This is a genomic window from uncultured Microscilla sp. (assembly GCF_947493425.1).
In the GTDB taxonomy this organism is placed as follows: domain Bacteria; phylum Bacteroidota; class Bacteroidia; order Cytophagales; family Microscillaceae; genus Microscilla.
Genome location: NZ_CANLRP010000138.1, coordinates 1 through 22,190, shown reverse-complemented (window position 1 = coordinate 22,190; position 22,190 = coordinate 1). Strand labels below are relative to the sequence as shown.

The window sequence follows — 22,190 nt, the reverse complement described above, 5'->3', positions numbered from 1 at the left end:
GCTCAGTTGGTAGAGCATCTCCCTTTTAAGGAGAGGGTCCTGGGTTCGAGCCCCAGAGGAATCACCAAAATAAAACCTACTTGCAAAAGCAGCAAGTGTTTTTTTCTTGATCATACCATTTGGTAACTATATAAAGTATTGATTCTTTAGCTCAGTTGGTAGAGCATCTCCCTTTTAAGGAGAGGGTCCTGGGTTCGAGCCCCAGAGGAATCACCAAAATAAAACCTACTTGCAAAAGCAGCAAGTGTTTTTTTCTTGATCATACCATTTGGTAACTATATAAAGCATTGATTCTTTAGCTCAGTTGGTAGAGCATCTCCCTTTTAAGGAGACGATCCTGGGTTCGAACCCCAGAGGAATCACCAAAATAAAACCTCAATATCGCCTCAGGTATTGGGGTTTTGTTGTTTTGCTGGCTACCAGGTTAACTTACTTTCAAAAACCACCCTTTTTCCCATTTTTGGAAGTTTTTAAAATGTTGTTTTGAATAAAACCATACATCTATGCGTCGTTCTTCCTAAAAAAAACTATTTTCTGCCCAAAATATTCACGAACTTATATTTTGTATAATGAACTACACATTTTTTGATCCTCCTGCTGATTACAACAATCCACGTGCTGCTACGCTTATCTCAGGCGATGAGTCTAAAACCTATACTCATACCACATATTTACTTATAAAAGAGGCGCTTTATGAAATTAAGTTTAAAGAGCCTTGTGGTCCTTTCAAAAAAGCGCTCTTGCAAGACAATATCTTAGCTGTAGGGCATCAATGCAACTTTTACTTGTTTGATATTGCCCGCCAGCAACACATTTTAACCTTGCCACTCAATCAATACTTTGGCAACATTTACCAAAAAAACGGACTGTTTTATATCACCGATAGCTCAGGAGTACATTGTGTAAGCCCCCAGGGAGACGTGCATTGGCACAATGGGGAACTAGGTACAGACGGGGTAATGATTCATGAGTTTCAAGGCGAGAAAATGTATGGTTCCGGAGAGTGGTCACCCCCTAGTGGTTGGGAAGATTTTGTGCTAGAGCTTGCTACTGGTAAACCTGTCAAATAAGCGCTTGTATGTCTAGTACTTTGTTGTTTAAAATATTGTGTCTCCTTTTTTTATTGGCTTTGTTGGTAATACTCAGTGGCGACTTTTACTTTAAAGATAAGTTTCGTTCCTACAAAAATAGTTCACCAACCAAGCCTCTGATCATTGCCCACCGGGGAGCATCGGGCGAGGCTCCCGAAAATACTTTGGCTGCCATAGAGTTGGCGCTCAAACAAAAAGCCGACATGATAGAAGTAGATGTGTTTTTATCTAAAGATGAACACATAGTAGTCATACACGATGCCAGCGTAAACCGCACCACCAATGGTCAAGGCAAGGTAGAAACACTTACCTTAACTCAACTAAAAAAGCTTGATGCAGGCGGTTGGTTTGGCGCTGCGTTTGTGGGCGAAAAAATACCTACCCTTACTGAGGTACTTACGGCAGTACAAGGCAAAGCACAGCTGCTGATAGAGGTAAAACAAAGTGGCAGAGGTATTGCCCGCAAGATAAATACGCTGATAGCCCAACACCAGGCCAATGACTGGTGTATTGTACAATCGTTCGATACACAGGTGATTAAAAACTTGCACAAGCTTAAATCTCCCTTGCGTAAACATCAACTAGTGGTGGGCAACCTGCCTTTATTTCTACCTTATCACGTTAACAAAAAGCTGAGTAGTGGCAGTGTATATCAATACGCAAATGTACAGTCAGTGAACCTCATGTATTGGTTCACCACCCAACGGGTAATTGAAAAGCTACATGCGCAAAATCAACAAGTAATTGTGTGGACAGTAAACCAACCCAAGGATATACGTCGGCTGATGAATATGGGGGTAGACGGTATTATTACCAATTATCCGGGCAAAGCAAGGCAGGTGTGTAATTAATTCAAGTTGCAAGGTACAAGTCGTAAGCTTCAAGTGACTACTATTCAAGTTCAAAAAATAGTCAAACTTTTGACAATCAAAGCCTGTAAGTGTATAACCGTAACTTACGTCAATTAAGGGGTAATTACGACTTCATTGTATAAGTGAGACAATAGAGTGCTTGATAAAAAAACAGGACAACGTTTTGGATAAAAGCTAAGAAGCTCGGATAGCAATCACAGGATTGAGGCGGGATGCCATTAACGCAGGAATGATTCCGGCAAAAGTACCCACAATAGATGATACACTCAAACCTAAAATGATGTTACCCGCAGTGAGTGTCATGTGGATGCTACCCAAGGGGATAAAAGTGATCAGGTATACCAACAAGAGCCCCAATGCCCCACCAATCATACTCAGAAAAACGGCTTCGAACAAAAACTGGAAAAGTATAAAATAGGTTTTGGCACCTAAAGATTTTTGTATACCTATAATATTGGTGCGCTCTTTTACCGAAACAAACATAATATTGGCGATACCAAAGGCGCCTACCAAAATAGAGAACCCACCAATGATCCACCCGGCAAAATGCAACACACTAAACAACGAAGATACTGCATCGGCAAATGCCTCAGTACGATTTAAGGCAAAATTATCCTCCTGATAGGGTTTGAGTCCTCTCTTGGTGCGTAAGACACCCCTGACGTTGCTTTCAAGCTTGAGCAAGCCTTCGTCATTGTCTTTTCCCTTGAGGGCAATGGTGGGCTCAATACCCTTGCGTCCTACCAGGTACAATTTACCAAAAGAACCATAAGGTATAATGATTTGCTCGTCACGCGAGGTAGAACCAAAAATGCTGCTTCCCTCCTTTTTCATCACCCCTACTACTTGAAAGGGACGTCCCTTCACTTTTATTTTTTTACCAATAGGATCTTCATTGGTAAATAACGACTCGGCAATGGTGGCACCTATCAACGCCACATTATTGGCTCTGTTTACCTCTTGCCGAGAAAAATAACGCCCATTGTCTACCGGAATCTCTGATACGTCAGAATAGCGAAAAGACACCCCACGTACATTGACTGCGGTAAGGCTATTGCTACGGTATTTGATGGTATTGCCTCCCCTGCCTGCAATGAGTGCAATGGCTTGGGCTTCCTGAAGGTTTTTTTCCAAATAGCGAAATTCATCCACAGTATTAGAAGGACGACGAAAATAACGCCACCAGGGATAGGCTCCACCGCCAAATTGCCAGGGAAATTTTTGAATATACATTACATTGTCGCCTATAAACGACATATCGTCTCTTATTTTTCGCTCTAAGGCATCTACTACCGTGAAAACAGTGATAATGGCAAAAATACCAATGCTTACTCCTAATAGAGAGAGTGTGGTACGGAGGAGATTAGATCGGAGGGCTTGTAAGGCAAAGCTGAAACTTTCCAGAATCAACCTGAAAAATAGCATCAATCTCATAATTTAATGGTCACATGGTTATATTTATAATTCCAAATATAAGTATCTTTTCAAACATTTGTGTATGTTTGCATATTTATTTAAATAAGATGTTCAGGAGTTAAAATATTTAAGCCTTTTTATGAAACTGTCAGAGTTTAAATTTGACTTTCCCACTGATTTACTGGCTTTGCATCCGACGGATAACCGCGATGAGTCACGTTTAATGGTCATACACCGTGATTCTGGTAAGATAGAACACAAGGTTTTCAAAGACATTGTGGACTACTTTGATGAGGGAGATGTATTTGTAGTGAATGATACCAAAGTTTTTCCGGCTCGCCTATTTGGTAGCAAAGAAAAAACCGGCGCACAGATTGAAGTATTTCTGTTGAGAGAACTCAACCAGGAAGCCCATTTGTGGGATGTATTGGTAGACCCCGCCCGTAAAATAAGGGTAGGCAATAAGCTGTTTTTTGGCAATGGCGAATTGGTGGCAGAAGTGATAGATAATACTACTTCACGCGGACGAACTATTCGTTTTTTGACTGATCGTTCTGACGAAGAGTTTTACCAGCTGATTGACGAACTGGGCGAAACCCCACTTCCCAAACATATTTACCAACAACGTAAAACCGATGCCCACGACAGAGAGCGTTTTCAAACGATTTTTGCCGAGCATGTAGGGGCGGTAGCTGCACCCACTGCTGGTCTGCACTTTACCAAGCAATTGATTAAACGTTTGGAACTGAAAGGCATAGATATGACCCCGGTGACCTTACACATAGGCTTGGGTACCTTCAGAGATGTAGACGTAGAAGACCTCACGAAACACAAAGCCGACTCAGAAAACTTTAGCGTACCCGCCAACACTACTGACAAGGTGAATGATGCTTTGGCAAACAAAAAACGAGTATGTGCTATAGGTACTACAGTGGTAAAAGCCCTGGAATCATCAGTGTCTGCCAATAGTTTGCTGAAAGAAAACGCAGGATGGTCTGATAAGTTTATCTTCCCACCTTACGAGTTTAAAATACCTAATGCATTGGTGACTAACTTCCACTTGCCAGAGTCTACTTTGCTGATGACAGCCTGTGCCTTTGGTGGTTATGAGCTCATCATGGATGCTTATCAGGTAGCTGTAAAAGAAAAATATCGTTTCTTTAGCTATGGTGATGCCATGTTGATTTTATAAGATTGAATATTTCTAATCAAAAAAAAGCTGCTTCAGTAATGGAGCAGCTTTTTTTGGCTTAAGTGGACCTCATAAAAAACACTTATTTGCAACTTTTTTAGCTATCAGCCGTTCGGTCATTATTAATACAGCCAGTTTAGACAAGTTTTCACCTTATTTTAACCACGACTTGCCCAAGATAAAAGCGTTTTTTAGTGGGTATTTAGGCACCTGTTCAACCCAAAGGTAAAAGGTCTTTAGCAAAGTTTGTAAGAAATATAGCTTTGTGAGCAGGCTGGCTTATTGATATTTGGAATACTGCTTGGTACAGTATATTTTGTATTATAACTGACAAATGTTCACCAACTTTTCTATCTCATGGAAGTATTATATATCCCTGACGAAAGCCTCCTCCAAGCCCTGCAAGAACATACCTCCGATACAGTGATTCCCGAAAAACTAGCTTACATTACCGAACTGGAATGGAACTATGACCGTCCCGATGCCCATCTTATTGGATGGGATAAAATAGTAGACCTATCAGGGCTTGAGCTTTGCCGCAACCTCAGGGTATTGATGCTGGACAGCAACGCAATCACAGACCTTGCCCCATTGATGGCGTTGAAAAACCTGGAAGAGATGTGGTTGATAGACAATCCAATACAGTCTTTGGAACCCTTGCGTAATAAACCTCGGCTCAAACTGTTGGCATTAGCCCATTGTCAAACCATACAAGACCTGCATCCTTTGGCCAACCTGCCTGAACTTACCCATCTTAATATAGCATACACTGGTGTAACTGATATCACACCTTTGACCAATTTGCCACATTTGCTCGACCTCAACTTGTCGGGTTTGTCAATAGACCCTACCCGCCAAGCCTCACAACGTGCTGCATTGATTGAAATGTTGATGAATGGAGTCAACATAAAAATGGAAGGTATACAACCGCTCGAAAAAGAGGCCAGTCAACGTCTGGAAGACAGTGTAAACCTGCCCCAGAACAATTTGATTGAGTTTTTGAGGCGTAATCAAGGCTTTAAACTTGCCGACTTCATTACCGAGCATGGAATCGACGGCAGAATGGATACTGGCTTTGGACGCAACGCCGAAAATTTATCTATTTTGCATATAGCCCTGGAGCCTCCCTCAGGCGATTACCACGATGAGTTACAAAATCGAAAAGAGGTAGTTAAACGGCTCATTGACGAAGGAGCCCCTCTTGAATACCGCACCAATTATGGATCTACCCCCTTGGTATATTATTTAATGAACAATCCAGAAGCACGCCTGCCTACTGTCAAGCTTTTGGTAAATGCAGGGGCAGACATTCACACTCATAATGAAGGCCGGATATCACCTTTGTCTGCTGCAGCCCAAATTCGCCGCGATGACATTGTACATTATCTGGTAGAAGCTGGTGCCAATATACATGACCCTTTTGTATTAAAAGCTTTTGTACAAAGAGGTTTCAACGAACTGGTGATTCGCGCTTTGCAAGAGGGCTACGGCAACCACCAATCTCACAAGTTGGGTAATTTGCTGCTAGATGCTATTCTGAAAGATAATTTGCCTATTGCCCGCTTGTTGCTCGACAAGGGTGCCAACCCTAATGGCAACATTCATTACAGTGCTTTTTACAATGTGCGCAGTGCCCAGGCAGTAGAGCTGTTGGTGGCTGCCGGAGCAGATATAACCAGGGTAGACGATCGTGGGCAAAACGCATTGCATAAAATCGCCTGGGGACACCACATAGACGCTGCCAGGGCATTGGTAAAACATGGCTGTCCAGTAATTGCTGATCACAACGGCAACTTACCTATTCACCTCATTAGTTACCAAGGTTGTCATGCAGCCAAGTGTAAGGCAACGGTTCGTTTTTTTGTAGAGGAGTTGGGCATAAATATAAACACACCTAACCAAGCTGGACAAGCCTTGTATGATTTAAATAATCATTATGATTTTGAGGTTTTTTTGACCAATATGGGAGCCAAAGGTGCCCAAACATAATTTTTACTTGTCGGTTAAAATATCGCCTGCGTTTTTTTCATTAAATTTACTTAGTAAAATGGAAAAAATAAAGTAATCCAAAAGAAGGCAGTATCTGTTTGTTGGACGATGAAAAAAACCGAGGCTACAGTTTACTGTGCCGAGCTCTGCGTCAGCTAATCTTTGCGTAGCCTTGGCTACGGAACTATTTTTTGAAGAAGTACAACGGTCAGAGACGAAGTTCAATGGATTAGGTTATTTTTGTAGTTTTACTTAAAAGGTAACCTTCACCACACGCTGACTTAAGTCGATTAGCTCTCCAAACGAACCAACATCAGTCTTTTGACTACAAGGCATGACAAAGCCCTTAAAACCTAAAAATGTATGAAAAAAATCTACTTGCTTACGCGCAATAGGTGGAAATACAGAGAATACCAACGTTTTTTTGCTTACTATAACATTAAAGTGGTGATGCAAAACGACTTTGAATATTTTGAAAATGCCGCCGGGCTTATGACTGCCTATGTGCATTTGTTGCAAAACGACCACAAGGTGTTGAATGTATTGTTTGACGAAACCCAGCTATTCCGCGAAAGCGACCAAAAGCCCTTGGGCAAGATTGATGCACAAACTGATGGAATGTTGGTCTATGCGACCACTACTCTTTACTATTTTGGGAAGGATAAAAAAGTGGCTACCATCAGTGCTACGCCTCACCGGGGAGTAATTGATTATTCGGCAAAAGTTCCGGATAAAAAACGCTATGGCTGGGACGATGTTTTTGTGCTCCGTCCATTGGGTTTGTCATATCAACAGCTCAAGCAACGTGGAATGAAAAACCATGGGCGACAAGAAGTATTGGCTAAGTTTGCCCTGCAGTTTTTGTACTATAGCCAAGGCATCAATTTAAACTTCAATGCACTGGAGCAAAAGCAAGCCATTGAGTTTTCGGAAGCTATTTTTAAATTGGTAGCCACCCACCCCTTGATCAACTCACCCACAGTAAAGGCAAATAAACTGACATACTTGTTTGACTATGCACTCAACAATGGTGGTTTTTTTCGTTCGGCAAAAAACCGCCGTCAAAAAAACTACTGGGCACCTGGCTTAAACGCAGGCATTCCACTGGTGCCTAAAAAAGATGAAGTTCACGAGATTACTTTTTTTGTTCACGACTTGTGCCATTTTGTATTGCCCGACCTGATATACAGCGGCAAAGATGCCCCGTTGTACGACAAGGTGTATGTCATCTACCGGATGCTCTCCGAGGCGTTGACTTTGGTAATAGCCGATATGTGTTTTGTACACGCGTTGGTGCAAGATGGGGTACAATACGATTTTTCCAAAAGAAAAATTTACCCTTTGTACCAGGCAATTTTAAAAAAACATCCAGATATTTCGCTGAATGAACTATGGGCAGCCAATGTGCAGTATTGCTTGCTGGGTGACGATTCACACTATAAGTATTTGATTGCGAAGGAAGATCGACCAGTGTTGGAAGCTTTTAAAGCAAAGTATGAGGCTTTTTTTGTGGGAGATTTTCGCTGGACAAAGCACAACCTGCAATCCATGAAGAACAACGCAGGAGTTTTTACCCATTGGTATACCAGCAACCGTGAAATATTTGCTCAGCAGGGCTTATGGAGCATTCAGGATTTTACCCATCAAAAACTAGGATTGAGTCTTGACACACCACTAAGCAATGTAGCATTGGTACACCATGTACGCAATGTAGTAGTGCAGCATTATTGCCAGGTGATGGAAGGTGATTTTGCCTGGACACAAGCCGAAAAATTGTCTAACTCTTTTAAGAAATATATGCTGGGGCAAATGCTTATTTTTTATAAAATGGATTTTTTGCCTTATAGCCAGTTTTTGCAAAAAAAATTCAATGATGCTTTACTGCATCAAAGCTTTGATTTAGCCTTCATCAGGCGTTACAGACAAATGTATGACGATTATTTAAATATGCTGGAAACCGATTACCACCTGATTCATAAAGACGATGTAGAAACTTATAAGGAGGTATACCCTATATTTGATAGTTTTTATGTGTTTTATGACCAGGCGCCAGAAGCTGAGGTGTCGCTAAAAAAGATGCTCGATTTTTAGATCGCTTGCGAAGGTGGAGATTTTCATTTTTTTTGACTATATTAAAAGTACAAAATTAGTTTTTTTTGCTTTTATAGTAAGTGTTCTCATTAATGAAGTTTTTTACAGGCATATTGCTTTTTCTGCAATGTATCGTCATTGTACCACCGTTGTTTGCACAAAATACAGCCATTGATAGCCTCATGCAGTTGCTGGAGGCTTCTCCCAAAGTACCCAAAACACACATCAAACTATTGCTGAAAATAGCCGAAAATAAACTGCACCACAACCATCAAGAGGCGCTTGTATACAGCAAACAAGCATTGGAACTGAGTCAAAAACATCGCTTGTCGCTCAAAACAGCCCAATCTTATAAAATGCTGGGCTTGCTCTACCGACAGAAAAATGACTTTGCATTGTGCAAGAAAAACTATGAACATGCTATAGAAGCGTTTAAAAAACTGGACAGAATACTAGAAGTAGCCAATATCTATGTATCTATGGGCATCATTCATCGTCGGCAAGCAAATTACACCGAGTCTTTGCGGTTGTTGTTTAAAGGAATGGACGTGTTTGAAGCCACTAACAATGAGACAGGTAAAGCCAGGGTGTATAACTCTATTGCTATTACTTATGGCGAACTGGGAGTGTATAGCAAGGCAATGGATTATAACTTTAAGTCCTTGAACATTTATAAAAATCACAATAATCAAGATAAATATGCCTTGGTGTTGGGCGATATTGCTTACGGGTATTATAAAAAAAATGATTTTAAACTAGCCCTTAGGCTAAGTCGTAAGTCGGAGTTGTTGAGCCGCAAGATAAACAAACCCATTGCCGAACTTTGGGCAATTGGGGTGCGAGGGTTGGTATACGAAAAACAGCGTAAATATAAAGAGGCCATCGCCATATTAGAAAAAGTAACGCAGGGCTTTGGGAAAATTAAAGCCCGTTACCTGGAAACTTTATTTAACACTCACCTGGGCTATGCATTGGCATCGGCCAAACAATACAGTCGCGCCGAAGAAATACTGGTTTTCACTTTGGCTGATGCAAAAAAACGCAAAACGGGCGAGTTATGGGTGTTGTCACTATTAGGCTTGTACCATATTCATAAAAACCAACAAGAAGCCAGCAAAGCACTTTATTATCAGGGGCGCTATATAGAGGTGCGTGATAGTTTGTATAACCAACACAAAAACCAAGAGTTTTCGAGCATGCAACTGTCGTTTCAAATGGACAAAGAACGAGCACTAAGTCAACAAATGCTTGCCCAAAAACAGTTGGAGATTCATAATAAAAATCTTGCCCTTAAACAGCAAAATACTTTGCTCTATACCTCAGCCATTATAGCTTTGTTGTTGATTGTTATCATTGTATATATTTTCCGAAGCAGACAAAGGCAAATCAAGTTTAACCAAACCCTGGCAAAACACAACCAGGAGATAAATGAGAGAAAAAAAGAAATTGTACAACAGACAGAAGAACTGCGCGCTACCAACGAGCGTCTGCTCATGCTGGATGAGTTTAAACAACGCATGACGGGTATGATCGTACACGACCTCAAAAACCCTTTGAATGCCATTATTGGGTTATCGGGCAAGAAATATTCGCCTCAGTTTCAAAAAACCATCCACCAATCGGGCATACGCATGCTACACCTGGTAATGAATATATTGGATGTGCAGCGCTTCGAAGAAGCACAAATACAGCTGAACCTTCAACCACAATTGCTCAAACAGGTTGTTCAACAAGCCCACGAACAGGTGAGTTTGTCACTGGCCGAAAAAGGAATTTTGTTTAGACAAGATGTACCCGAAAACTTAGCCGTAAAAGCAGATGAAGCACTCATTGTGAGGGTGTTTGTCAACTTATTTAACAACGCCATTAAATACACACCGACACAAGGTAAAATCACCGTCACTCTGGAAGATGTGCCAGGCAGTAACTTTCAGAAAATACTGGTAAATGATACGGGTAAAGGCATTGCGGCTCATTTTATTGCTCAGGTATTTAATAAATTTAGCCGGCAAACTTCGCCCGCGCAAAGGGTACACTCTTCGGGGCTGGGGCTTACCTTTTGCAAACAAGTAATAGAAGCCCATACGGGAGAAATAGGGGTACGATCGGAAGAGGGCAAAGGGAGCACATTTTGGTTTACATTGCCCAAAACTGCCATCCCAAGCGACTCTTTAATTTATCGGCAAGGATTGGCAGCAGCTCCTCCCGAAGGTTCCCGGAGAAAAAACGGCGGCTTTAATTTACAGGAAAAGGCGGTTTTACTGCCTTATGTCCACCAATTGCAAAAAATGGAAATATATGAACTTACCGCCATTAAAAATATTTTAGGGCAATTGCCCAAAGACAATGAGGCAATACAACAATGGAAAAAAGAATTGGAGAATACGCTCTATTCTTGGAATGAAGTCCGATTTAAAGAATTGTTGGCCTTGGTTTAATCAATCGCCAGAGGGTAATCAAACAAACTCAAATTTACCCTTGAATGGATTAACAAAATAAATAATAAACAAAAACGCTGGACCTAAGGAATGGTACCAAAATAAATTTACATTCTTAACCTCATCTTTTGAGGCTATACGTTGTTAAAAAATAGCCGAATAGCGATGCTATTAGCCGATTTTTTGCCTCGTCTAGCAACAAAATATTTTATTAAACTATAGAAATTTATTTTTACACCATTCCTAAGAGTATGTTTAAAGCGTGTCTTCGGAGTTAAAAATGATGAGTTTTTTGTGCTGGCGAGATATATTTTTAAGTGAATAGCTTTAGCTATTGACGCAAAAATTAACGAAGTCAGCGCGTAAAAACTGTAAGTCCCGAACTTGTATTCGGGGACACTTTTTTAGCCCAGATTATGATTTTTAAACATACTCTAATCACTGCCAACGAACTAAATAAAAGATATGCATAAATTTCACCTGATCATCGCTTATTGTTTGTGGAGTCTGCTGAGCTTTTCGCAGGTGGCTTATGCCCAACCCAAAAATGCAAAAGCAGATAGCCTGAACCGTTTGCTCAATACCAAACTCAGCGACAAACAACGGGTAGACATATTGCTTGAATTGATCCGTACCTATATTATCAAATATCCCGAAAAGGCATACCAACACTGTAAAAAAGCGCTGGATATTTCGCAGCGAATTGGTTATGACAAAGGAGTTGCCCGCAGTTATGATCGTTTGGGGGTATATTACAAACACGCCAATGACTTCGAGAAGGGCTTGAGCTACCATCTGAAAGGACTCAAAATATATGAGAAAATAAACGACCAAAGGGGCATTGCATCCTCGTTGGGTAATATTGGAGTGGTACACAAGAACCTAAAAAATTATGACAAAGCTTTTGAGTACCAACTGAGGGCACTTAAACTCATGAAGGCGCTCAAACAAGAAGGGATGGTGGCCAATACGCTCAACAATATAGGGCTGCTTTACCTAAAAACTGATCGATACAAAGAAGCACTGGAGTATTTTGAAGAAACTCTAAAACTAGACCAAAAAACCAATTACGCTTTAGGAATTGGTGGCGATTATAGCAACATTTCGTTGGTGTGGTATTACCTCAAAGATTATGACAAGGCGATTGCGAATGAAAAAAAGGCTTTAAAAATCAGAGAGAAAATCAAACACGCCCAAGGCATGGTGATTTCTTATCATAACATTGGCGATATTTACCTGGAAACCCAACAATATGACTTGGCGCTTGAACATTTCAAAAAATCGTTGGCAACAGCCAAAAAAATAAAAGCCAAGTTCCACATTGCCAAGGCTTACAATGGGCTGTCGAAGGCTTATGAGGCCAAACTCAACTATAAAAAAGCGCTGGAGTTTCATCAAAAGTTCAAGGCGCACAACGATTCGGTGTTTAACCTGGATAAAAACAAACAAGTGGCCAGAATGCAAACCTTGTATGAAACCGAAAAAAAAGAACAGGAAAACAAAATTTTACGTCAGGAAAGTCAAATGCAGGAAGATGAAATCGCCAAGCAACGGCTCATTAACCTGCTTGTAAGCATTGCCTTGCTGATCACACTGGGGTTTATTTATATGGTATACAGGCTTTATCGTCAAAAAAAGAAGAGCTTTCAACAGCTACAGCAACTCAACGAGGAGGTAAATACCCAAAACGAAGCATTGCAACAAAAGCAAGAAGAAATATTACAACAACAAGAAACCCTGTCGATGCAGAATGCTGCCATTACTGAGCAAAAAGAAGAAATTGAGCTACAGACAGAGACTCTACAGGCAACCAATAAACAATTGATTGCCCTGGATAAGTTTAAGCAAAGTATGACAGGTATGATTGTGCATGACCTGAAGAACCCTCTCAATACTATTATAGGTTTATCGGAAGGAGAGTATTCGCCCCATTTTCAGCAAAATATTAACCAATCGGGCAAACAAATGCTCAACTTGGTAATGAATATACTGGACGTACAACGTTTTGAAGAAACCGAGGTACAACTCAACGCTCAACCTCACCCCCTAAGCAAACTCGTACAAACCGCTCACCAAAGGGTAAACTTGTTGCTTGCCAACAAAGGAGTGGTGTTTGAGTCTGATATTCCCCAAGGGCTGCGCCTACAGGCAGACGAAGAGTTAATCGTTAGGGTGTTTGTCAACTTGTTTAACAACGCCATTAAGTATACCCCAAATGGAGGTAAAATTAGCGTAACACAGGAAAGTTTGTCAGAAGATGCTTCTTTTCATAAAATATTAATCCACGATACCGGAGCAGGCATAGCACCCGAATTTATTGATGCTATTTTTGATCGCTTTACCCAACGAAACCCCAAAAACCGCTCTACTGGCTTGGGACTTACCTTTTGCAAACTAGTGGTAGAGAGTCATCAAGGGCAAATAGGGGTACAATCAGAAGAGAACAAAGGCAGCACTTTTTGGCTTACCCTGCCCAAAGCTGATGATCAACCGGGGGCAAACACCACCATTGACCAAACCGATCAGATAGAGTCTGATACTGTAAAGGTAAAAGCTTGGGAACTCAATACTCAGGAAGAAGCAGTGCTTCGGGAGATAACCAATGAGCTTAAGCAGTACGAAATATACGAAGTGTCGGCAATAAAAAAAGTGCTAAAAAAACTGCCTGCCTCTGAGGGGGGCATTGCCCACTGGAAACAAGCACTGGAAGATACTTTATATTCCTGGAATGAAACCAGGTATAAAGAACTGCTCGAAGTACCCGATTAATAGACAATTGCCTGGTTTTTGACATTTTTTGGTGGTACCACCAGAGGGTTTTAAATCCATTCATTACTTATGGTCAATCATTGATCGCTTGCGACAAGCAATTTTGCAACGAAATTTGTATACTTGTAATACCCGTTTTCACTACTCGAACTAAGAACTATGATAGGGCAAAAAAAACAAAAAATAATTGCCGTAGGGCTTGCGCTCACTTTAGGCACACTGGGTATTCACCGTTTTTATTTAGGTCAAAAAAGTATGGGCGTTAGTTACTTGCTCGCCAGTTGTACCATCATTGGTTTGCCCATTGTTTTGAGCATAGCAGTTGTCGACTGCATTGGCTTAATAGTCCTGCCACACCGCGAATTTGAACGACGTTACAACCCCCAACTAATGGTAGGCAAGGCATAGCATACTCTTACCACAAAGAAAGTATGTAATTTTTCTGTCAATGCTCTCCTTTTGTTCTAATGTCATCAAAGGTGGTATTTTCCAGCAACTCTTTTCCTTCCTTTTTTCCTTGCCCGGTAAGTTGCCCCAGCAAATAATAGGCTTTGGCTTTGCTAAACTGCCCCATCATATAAATGAGGCGACGCAAGTTGCCGTCTGCCTGTGGGGTAACAATGGCTTGTTTTGCACTAAATACCAAGCCACAATCCATACACTGAAGCGGGTTGATATTCCTTGATTCGTAGCCAAACCCATGCAACGATATTTTACCTGAGTTGCAGTCAGGACAATTTACTTGATGACTCATAAGTTATGTTTTTTTGATTCAATGGGGTGTTATCCGCGCAACCTTTATTTTATAGTATTGGTATGCCTCCTGGCTGGTTCCTTGCGGAAAACTTTGTTTGATGAGGTATTCTTTAGTAGCCCCTGCTGACAAAGGCAAGTCGCCTGGCTTAAGCACATAAAAGTTGTTTTGCACAATGGCGCTCCCATTTTTGTGGTACCAAGTCACCGCTATCTTTAGCTCAGTAATGGCATCTTGCCCGGTATTTTTAAAGCTACACATGGCATGATGCGAGGTGCGATTGCCAAACAAGGTTTTAAAGGTACTTTTTACCTCTGCTACTTGTAAGTTAGCCTTGGCGGATGGCACTACCACCAACCCATCAGGCATCGGTTTTATAGAAGCCTGGTCACCACTTTTAGACGTTGTCATCGGCTTGGGCACTTGCCTTGCGGGAGTCATTTCTTCGTTTTGAAAAAGTATCCAGGCACCTACCCCAAAAGCCATCAGGCCGAAAATTAATATTAATTTCTGGGTTTTTAACCATCTTTTTCGAGGAGGCAATGATTGCTCATTGGCAAGCTGGCTCACAATCATAAGCGATTGGGCGTTTTCGGGTGATACTTGTAAGCATTTTCGGGCGTGAGCCAACGCATTTTCGCGGTCTTGTGGTTGTTGTCCAGTCTGCCAGCGTTGCTTGAAAGCATAGGCAATGCCTGCAAGTGGTTGCGGATGATGAGGGCGAATGCGCAAGGTTTGCTCATACTCTTTGATGGCTTCTGTCCAGTTTTGATAGGTCAAAAAACCTTCTGCCCTGGCATTATGAGCATCGGCCACCTCTTGGGCTGCCTGCCAGTCTGCTTCAGTCATTCCAGCCCCCAAAGCCACTTCTTTTAGCTCTTGCTCAGTCAGTGGTTGGTTTTCACGTGCTTGCTGCACCTCAAACAACTTGCTGATGTATGCCTCAATCATTTTATCAGAATCATCCATAGTATAATGGGTTAAAGTGTAACTGAGTCTACAACTATGCGATAGCGTCCGGGATTTTTTACCTTAGCATCAGACAATAACACACTGCTACTATAAAGGCGCATAGTACCCGGTAATATGTGGGGACTAAGAATGGTGGCAACATAGCATTTTTTAGTAAATATCACCTGATTTTGTTCATTGAGCCACTCAAACCTCAAGATCAAACCCTTGAACAACAATTTACCAGTGTTTTTTACTTCAATCAAAAATTTATAAGACCGAAAACCTTTTCTGTAAGATTTCGATACGCTGTTTTGCCTGCCTCTTATTTCAATCGCAGCATTGGCGGGTTGGCTGGTGCCCCAGGTAAAATCAAGCTTTTCTGAAGGTTCAAATTTTGCTGGAGCTGCTACTTTGCTTATGGTTTGTACACTTAGCTTTGCCTTGGCTATGGCTGCTAAAGGTTGGTTTCTTACATATTTGAGAATTTTAATGGGTACATCGTCACCGCTGCGATAAGAGGGAGATAAGAAGTTGATGGCTTTATAATTTTTGGTAAAAAGTAATTTATCTGCTTTGTCAAATAACTCCAGTTTAAGCTGAAGTTTCGACACAATCATTTTATTTACTTTAAAGCTACCTACCAGTGTATAAGCATAAGAGTGGCGATACACGTTTACATCTGAACTATAAGGTTTAAAAACCAACCCTTCAGATCTTTTATTGACGGCAAATTTCAATGGGACTGCCCATTCCCTGGTTTTGAAGGTGTATTTTTTAGTGTTGGTGGTTTTGTTTACTGGATTGTACGCTACTTTTTTGCTGTTTCGCGTCCACACAAACGTACTCACCGCTTGCCACTGGTTACCGTTCCAGCTAAAACGCCCCACTTCTATTACATCTTTGCTTGTTTTCTTAAAAACTTCCTTCCCTTTTACCTTTTGTCCATCGGGCAAAAACTTATCATACTCAATGGTAAAGCCTTTTTTGGTAACTTCAGAGAGCACCCCTTCGGTAGTTTGCCCATCGTCGCTAAAGGTAAACTGCTTTACTTTACCCAAAAAAGGATTCAGGGCTAAAGTACCTTTAGTACCAGGGCGTAAGTCGTTGGTACCCAAATAATAATATTTGGTAAAATTGATGATCCTTTTATCGAGCGCCAGGGTAAATACTACTTCGCCTGTGTTGGTTGTTTTGCTCGATTGCTGCATTTTATCTTTGATTACCCACTTATTGCCCGCCAAAAACTGTAAATGGCTCATAGGGTCTACTTCGGTCTGTGCAATAGCGGTTTGACAAACCAAAACAACATACAATGCAAAAAACCAGCTTATATTATTCCGAAGCCTCCAAACACTACTCATAGTTTTTTAAATTAGTTAGATTGATAAAAACTTGCCGAATCAATTGATACTTTATGCATAAGTACTCAATTATACCAAAAAAAGTTAGCAACAAAGTCAAACACTTACTCAAATTCCACCATCCCCCTTAACAAAATAAAAGCTTCACTGCTTTGTAGCTGCAAAAAACAAAAAAAATAATTATCTTAGCGTTTAGTTACAAATGCTTATAAAACAAATACAGGTTGCCTATAAAAAGGCATCTGGTGAGTGCTTTTGTAAGTATTTATTTATACAGTAAGCTTATATATATAAACAATCAATGCTAGAAATTAATGGAGTACTTCGTCAGGTATTGCCTTTAGAAAGCGGGCAAGGACGCAACGGAGAGTGGAAAAAACAAAGTTTCGTTATCGAAACTATGGATCAGTATCCTAAATCGGTTTGTATTACTATGTGGGGCGACAAAATTGACCGCCTGCAGCAGTTTAATCTTGGCGATGAAATCAAAGCTTCTATCAATATAGAATCACGGGAATATAATGGTAAATGGTATACTGATGTAAAGGCATGGAGAATTGATGCGCTTAATCAAGCAAGTACTCCTGCTGCTGGTAACAACCCAAATACACCTATGCCTGAACCTCCTCCCTTTGAAGAAACTTTCAACCTCAAATCTGACGATACCGAGCAAGACGACTTGCCGTTCTAAATATTTGGCCTCTGGCTGACACTCACCAAGGGTGATCAATGGTTTACTCTAAAGCCTCATTTGATCACCCTGTTTTTTTATCATTATGAAAACAACCTCTCCCCTACTTACCCTCACTTTTTGTCTTATTATTTCTACTGTCTTTGCCCAAAAAACGCCTTTCTTTCACCTCAAACACACCCCTTATTCCGAGAAAGGGTCGCAACAAATGAAAGAAAAATTGAGGAAGTATGAGGCAAAATTATCTGAAAACGAGCAATTAAAAATTGTAAGAGGTATACTCACCAACAAACATCTAAAGTCTCCAACATACTATAAACCAGCTACTTTTGGCAAACCAAATAAAGATGAGCACATGGCAGAGCGCCTGTATTGGGTGCTCGACTTTGATCAGGATAAAACTGTAGACCTGGTACTTATTTTTAACACTTATTTTGGTCCTACCCCTGGTTACTATTTTTACTTTAATAACAAAGGTAAATTTGAGTATGCATACGATAACGCTGGTCAATTTGTGCTTATCAGACACAAACATACACATACTTTTTTACAACAGGCTGTATTTATTATAGATGAACAAGAAGCCGAAATTATCCAAACATTTGTATACAACCACACCTCACAATCGTATGTAGCAAGCCCTAAACTATACTATGCTTCGCAAAGCAAGTTGCCTAAAAAAATTGCCCGTAAACCCTCTCTAGTTACCCTCATTAAAGCGAGCCAGGCAAGGCACAGCCCACAAGTAGACGACACTCCTGCTAAAAAGATAAAAGAAGGGGAATACCACCAATATAAAGCCACCAAAACACTTTGGGGCAATGTGGTAGCAAAATACGCTAAAGGGGCTAAGGGTTATGTGCTGGCTACACAAAATGGATGGGCATTTGTAGCATTTTTGCCTGACAGCAAGCTGATAAAGACAAGTTTAAGGCACGGAATGGACGAAGGATACGATCAAAAAAACAATCAAATAACTCCACCAAAGGTCAGTCCTTATATCTGTGGATGGGTTCCTCAAAACAGTTTTAGGTAGACCTAGACTTCGGTATGAATTTTTGATAAAAATGCATTGATATAAACAATCATATCAGGAAAGAAAACATTAAAATCGTTTTCAAACTCACGATAGCCCGTTTCCAGGTTTTTGATTGCCAACTCAATTTTTGAGTCATACTGTGTACGCTTGCTGATGCGTTCGCTTACCCTGGTGAGTGCCCTGCCTATATTTTCGAGGTTTGCATACCCTGCCAACCAGTTTTGCTTGACCATATAGGGCAATACTTCTTGTACTTTTGGGGGCAAAATATCAATATTTTTCTCCAGTACCCGGTATACATACTGGGCGTGCTCGTGCAAGCTTCGCTTGGCGTATTTGTGCCAGTTCATAGCCAGGTAATGGTCATAATAAATGTCTACAATCACCCCCGAATACTTGCCATAATCTTGACGCAACCGCTGAATACTTTGCCTGACGACCTCGTGTTGGTCGGTAAAAGAGTCTATCTTCCGATGCAAAAAAATACCATCTACAATAGTAGCTGAGTAATCCTCAAATTGATTTCCTTTTAAAAAATCTGCAATAAAGTTTCCTATAAGTATCTCTTCTGACTTACCCGATAAAAATGTATGTGCTAGAAAGTTCAAAATAAAGTGTTTAAAGTTTACTAATAAGTATATGCTTGTTCTCTGTTATAAACTTGAATATAGTAGTGAGGGTTGTAGTATGCCCAATATTTAGGGCATTGTCCTCTTAAAACACCAATGCTACCCGGTCAAATACTTCAGACAACAAGGCTTGGTTTTCTAAACTAAAAGCATTGCCCCATAAAGTAATTTTTTCTAACCGAGGTAAACTATTCAACTCAAGTGGTAATTGACTAAGTTGGTTGTGATGCAAGTGCAACACCCTCAAGCTGTTGAGTTGAGCAATACTTGCTGGCAAATTGGTCAAACGATTAAAGCAAAGCGTGAGTTCTTCGAGTTGCCGAAAAGCCCCTAAAGATATTGGTAAAGTGGCCAACTTGTTATAGTGTAACAATAATACCTTGAGTTGGTTTAATTGTTCGAGTGTTTCTGGTAGCTCTACCAATTGGTTAAACGCCAGATTGAGATGCTCTAGTTGGCTGAGCGTAGCGAAAGCTGGTGGCAAAACAGCCAATCCTAACCTGCTCAAGTCTAAAGCCTTGCTTTGGGCAAAATGTTGTACCAAACCATAATTCGCAAAAAAGTACAAACCACCCTCAAGGTTGCTTTTTAGTTTTTGAACAATGACAGGCGGCATTCCACAGCCTTTGATCAACTCACAGGCAAGGGCTACATTTGTTTCATCGTCACTGTCAAACAATTGTATAATTTTTTGATATGTTTCTAAGTCTTGTAGCCCCATGTTTTGATTATATTTTGCAAGTACCCCCACCTCTTACGCAAAGTAGCAATCATTTGTTGTGTACAACAAAACGCCCTCACAAGCTGGGGCAAATAATTAGAGCTTGTTTAAATTTTCGGTCATAGGAGATTTTATGATGAGTTTTCGGATTAGATGCGTCAAATTTTGAAGTAATAGCAGCGCTATTGCTGATAAATTTGACAATATATAATCAGGAAAATCTCGTAAAAGACCTGATTAATGAATTTTAAACAAGCTCTTAGGCTAAAGATACAAACTACCTCAATCTCAAGCAATGATGTATATTACCCGTTTTTTTTGTACTTCAAAACACCCACAAGTTTGCCAGAAAGTAAGCCTTAATTTTTTGTCTCTCTCCCTTCATTACTAAGGGGATGCTTAAAAAACTCCCTGGAACAACTGTTCTAAAAATACGCTAAAAAAATTTTCTTATACTCACTATTGGCTACTAATTAAAGTGTAACTTGTTGGCAAAAATGCCTATGCAACTAAAACACGAACAGAAACAATGCCCTAGGTGTGGAGCAGGGTTTGAATGCAAAGTAGGTGATGTAGTCAATTGCCAATGCTATGAAGTAAAAGTACAAGCTCGAACCAATGAGTTTCTCGCCAACGCTTACTATGACTGCCTTTGTAAAAACTGCCTTGCCGAAATTGACAAAATGCTCACTTTTGCCCAAAGCCATCCTCTACCCCAGCAGGGCGAAGTATTGGTAGAAGGACTACATTATTATAAAAAAGACAACCAGGTAGTGTATACCGAACTGTATCATTTGCAACAGGGGCAGTGCTGTCACCAGCCCAACTGTACACATTGTGCTTATGGTTTTAGAGCCATTGAAACCAACAATGGTTAGGGTAGGCAACATAAAATAAAACAACGTATATATTCAACCCACCCAAATTGATGCGAATCTACTATATTTGTTTGCGAAACTAGAGTATAAAACTACATGAAGGAGTTTAACATTTGCTCAGTAAATACTGAGGTGTTGAAAGAAATACAACATAAAATAGACTTTAAAACCAAACCAGTAGGCGCCTTGGGGCAATTAGAAAATACTGCCTGCCAAATAGCTGCCATTCAAGAAACCCTTGAACCTCAACTGCAAAAACCGCATGTGCTGGTGTTTGCCGCTGACCATGGCATAGCCAATGAAGGGGTAAGCAAATATCCACAAGAAGTGACCTACCAGATGGTACTCAACTTTTTGTCGGGCGGGGCTGCTATCAACGTGTTTTGTCAGCAACACGGCATAGCACTCAAAGTAATAGATGCTGGAGTAAAAGGACAGTTTGACGCACATCCCCAATTGCTTGACCAAAAGATAGCCGAAGGTACCGAAAGTTTTTTGGCAAGCCCTGCCATGACCCTCGAACAGTGTGTACAAGCGATCGACCAAGGGGCAAAGGTAGTTACTAAAGTACACCAAACTGGTTGCAATGTAATAGGCTTTGGCGAAATGGGCATTGGTAATACTACTCCAGCTGCAGCATTGATGCACATCATTACCAAAATTGATCTGGAAATATGCGTGGGCAAAGGTACCGGGCTTGACAACGAAGGAATACAGAAAAAACTTCATGTTTTGCAGGAAGCACTTGAGCACCACGCCGACCATCTCGAAGATATAGATACTACCTACGAAGCAGGAGCAGCTCATTTGTTGTGGGTCTTGAGTACCTTTGGGGGCTTTGAAATTGCTCAGATGGTGGGAGCATTTTTGCAGGCTGCCGAACACAAAATGGTGGTGATGGTAGATGGTTTCATTGCTTCATCGGCATTATTGGTAGCACAGGCATTGTACCCTCAAGTACTAGAGTATTGTGTGTTTTGTCATCAGTCGGACGAACAGGGACACGCCAAAATGCTTGAGTTTATGAAAGCTACGCCCTTGCTCAACCTACAAATGCGCCTGGGCGAAGGTACCGGGTGTGCAGTGGCTTATCCCCTGCTGCAGTCTGCCATACAATTTGTCAATCAGATGGCATCGTTTGAGAGTGCAGGTGTAAGCCAGAGTTAGAGGAAAGTCTCAAGTAACAAGCGACAAGTATTTGTTGAATAGTAACAAATACTTGTCGCTTAATGCTTAGGAATTGTTCAAAAATAAATTTACACTCTGAGGGGTGATTTTTCGCCTTGATACTTCGTTATTTTTATT

General features: G+C 40.8%; 18 protein-coding genes and 2 tRNA genes. 14 read left to right on the top strand and 6 right to left on the bottom strand.

The features are described 5' to 3' along the window. The first annotated feature begins 140 nt into the window (after nt 1-140). From Q0954_RS25285 to Q0954_RS25270, 4 genes are all read left to right on the top strand, one after another. A tRNA-Lys gene (locus Q0954_RS25285) sits at nt 141-216 on the top strand. Between the two features lie 73 nt (nt 217-289). After that, nucleotides 290-365, top strand: a tRNA-Lys gene (locus Q0954_RS25280). A 204-nt stretch (nt 366-569) separates the two neighbouring features. Continuing rightward, on the top strand, nt 570-1,070 hold the full coding sequence (locus Q0954_RS25275) for a hypothetical protein (RefSeq protein ID WP_299461734.1): 501 nt from the start codon (nt 570-572) through the stop codon (nt 1,068-1,070). An 8-nt stretch (nt 1,071-1,078) separates the two neighbouring features. Beyond that, entirely contained in the window at nt 1,079-1,942 is an 864-nt protein-coding gene (locus Q0954_RS25270) for a glycerophosphodiester phosphodiesterase family protein (protein WP_299461732.1), read from the top strand. Between the two features lie 195 nt (nt 1,943-2,137). Here the strand turns inward: Q0954_RS25270 and Q0954_RS25265 are convergent, their stop codons facing one another. Beyond that, nucleotides 2,138-3,388, bottom strand: coding sequence for an ABC transporter permease (locus tag Q0954_RS25265; protein ID WP_299461736.1), 1,251 nt, complete (start codon nt 3,386-3,388; stop codon nt 2,138-2,140). Nucleotides 3,389-3,518: 130 nt separating this feature from the next. On the opposite strand from Q0954_RS25265, the gene queA reads away from it, so the two are divergent. The 6 genes from queA (at nt 3,519) to Q0954_RS25235 (ending at nt 14,266) form a co-directional block, all read left to right on the top strand. After that, on the top strand, nt 3,519-4,571 hold the full coding sequence (gene queA, locus Q0954_RS25260) for a tRNA preQ1(34) S-adenosylmethionine ribosyltransferase-isomerase QueA (protein ID WP_004156338.1): 1,053 nt from the start codon (nt 3,519-3,521) through the stop codon (nt 4,569-4,571). Nucleotides 4,572-4,928: 357 nt separating this feature from the next. Then, nucleotides 4,929-6,560 (top strand): ankyrin repeat domain-containing protein, encoded by a 1,632-nt coding sequence (locus Q0954_RS25255; protein ID WP_299461730.1) that lies wholly within the window; start codon nt 4,929-4,931, stop codon nt 6,558-6,560. Nucleotides 6,561-6,923: 363 nt separating this feature from the next. Then, nucleotides 6,924-8,651: a hypothetical protein gene (locus tag Q0954_RS25250; protein WP_299461728.1), complete on the top strand. Its 1,728-nt coding sequence runs from the start codon at nt 6,924-6,926 to the stop codon at nt 8,649-8,651. Between the two features lie 92 nt (nt 8,652-8,743). Continuing rightward, nucleotides 8,744-11,089 (top strand): tetratricopeptide repeat-containing sensor histidine kinase, encoded by a 2,346-nt coding sequence (locus Q0954_RS25245; RefSeq protein ID WP_299461726.1) that lies wholly within the window; start codon nt 8,744-8,746, stop codon nt 11,087-11,089. 465 nt (nt 11,090-11,554) lie between these two features. Further along, the gene (locus Q0954_RS25240; protein WP_299461724.1) at nt 11,555-13,858 is read left to right on the top strand and encodes a tetratricopeptide repeat-containing sensor histidine kinase; all 2,304 of its coding nucleotides are present in this window, start codon (nt 11,555-11,557) and stop codon (nt 13,856-13,858) included. Nucleotides 13,859-14,017: 159 nt separating this feature from the next. Further along, nucleotides 14,018-14,266, top strand: a complete 249-nt coding sequence (locus Q0954_RS25235; protein WP_299461722.1) for a TM2 domain-containing protein — start codon at nt 14,018-14,020, stop codon at nt 14,264-14,266. Between the two features lie 37 nt (nt 14,267-14,303). Here the strand turns inward: Q0954_RS25235 and Q0954_RS25230 are convergent, their stop codons facing one another. Genes Q0954_RS25230 through Q0954_RS25220 form a run of 3 tightly spaced genes read right to left on the bottom strand, consistent with a single transcriptional unit; the run spans nt 14,304 to nt 16,927 of the window. Beyond that, nucleotides 14,304-14,612: a hypothetical protein gene (locus Q0954_RS25230; protein ID WP_299461720.1), complete on the bottom strand. Its 309-nt coding sequence runs from the start codon at nt 14,610-14,612 to the stop codon at nt 14,304-14,306. Between the two features lie 18 nt (nt 14,613-14,630). Next, nucleotides 14,631-15,581: a hypothetical protein gene (locus tag Q0954_RS25225; protein WP_299461718.1), complete on the bottom strand. Its 951-nt coding sequence runs from the start codon at nt 15,579-15,581 to the stop codon at nt 14,631-14,633. An 11-nt stretch (nt 15,582-15,592) separates the two neighbouring features. Further along, complete coding sequence (locus Q0954_RS25220; protein ID WP_299461716.1) at nt 15,593-16,927, bottom strand: hypothetical protein; 1,335 nt, start codon at nt 16,925-16,927, stop codon at nt 15,593-15,595. A 301-nt stretch (nt 16,928-17,228) separates the two neighbouring features. On the opposite strand from Q0954_RS25220, the gene Q0954_RS25215 reads away from it, so the two are divergent. Together Q0954_RS25215 and Q0954_RS25210 are read left to right on the top strand one after the other, a co-directional pair. Continuing rightward, nucleotides 17,229-17,618 carry a DUF3127 domain-containing protein gene (locus Q0954_RS25215; protein WP_004156321.1) on the top strand — a complete coding sequence of 130 codons (390 nt, stop codon included), beginning with the start codon at nt 17,229-17,231 and terminating at the stop codon, nt 17,616-17,618. Nucleotides 17,619-17,703: 85 nt separating this feature from the next. Continuing rightward, a complete protein-coding gene (locus Q0954_RS25210) occupies nt 17,704-18,654 on the top strand; it encodes a hypothetical protein (RefSeq protein ID WP_299461713.1) in 951 nt (316 codons plus the stop codon). A 2-nt stretch (nt 18,655-18,656) separates the two neighbouring features. Here the strand turns inward: Q0954_RS25210 and Q0954_RS25205 are convergent, their stop codons facing one another. After that, nucleotides 18,657-19,265, bottom strand: a complete 609-nt coding sequence (locus tag Q0954_RS25205) for an ACP phosphodiesterase (RefSeq protein ID WP_299461711.1) — start codon at nt 19,263-19,265, stop codon at nt 18,657-18,659. 106 nt (nt 19,266-19,371) lie between these two features. Continuing rightward, the gene (locus Q0954_RS25200) at nt 19,372-20,007 is read right to left on the bottom strand and encodes a leucine-rich repeat domain-containing protein (RefSeq protein WP_299461710.1); all 636 of its coding nucleotides are present in this window, start codon (nt 20,005-20,007) and stop codon (nt 19,372-19,374) included. Between the two features lie 503 nt (nt 20,008-20,510). Here Q0954_RS25200 and Q0954_RS25195 point away from each other — a divergent pair. Continuing rightward, nucleotides 20,511-20,885, top strand: coding sequence for a cysteine-rich CWC family protein (locus Q0954_RS25195; RefSeq protein ID WP_299461708.1), 375 nt, complete (start codon nt 20,511-20,513; stop codon nt 20,883-20,885). A gap of 96 nt (nt 20,886-20,981) precedes the next feature. Next, nucleotides 20,982-22,052, top strand: coding sequence for a nicotinate-nucleotide--dimethylbenzimidazole phosphoribosyltransferase (gene cobT, locus Q0954_RS25190; protein ID WP_299461706.1), 1,071 nt, complete (start codon nt 20,982-20,984; stop codon nt 22,050-22,052). Nucleotides 22,053-22,190 lie beyond the last annotated feature (138 nt).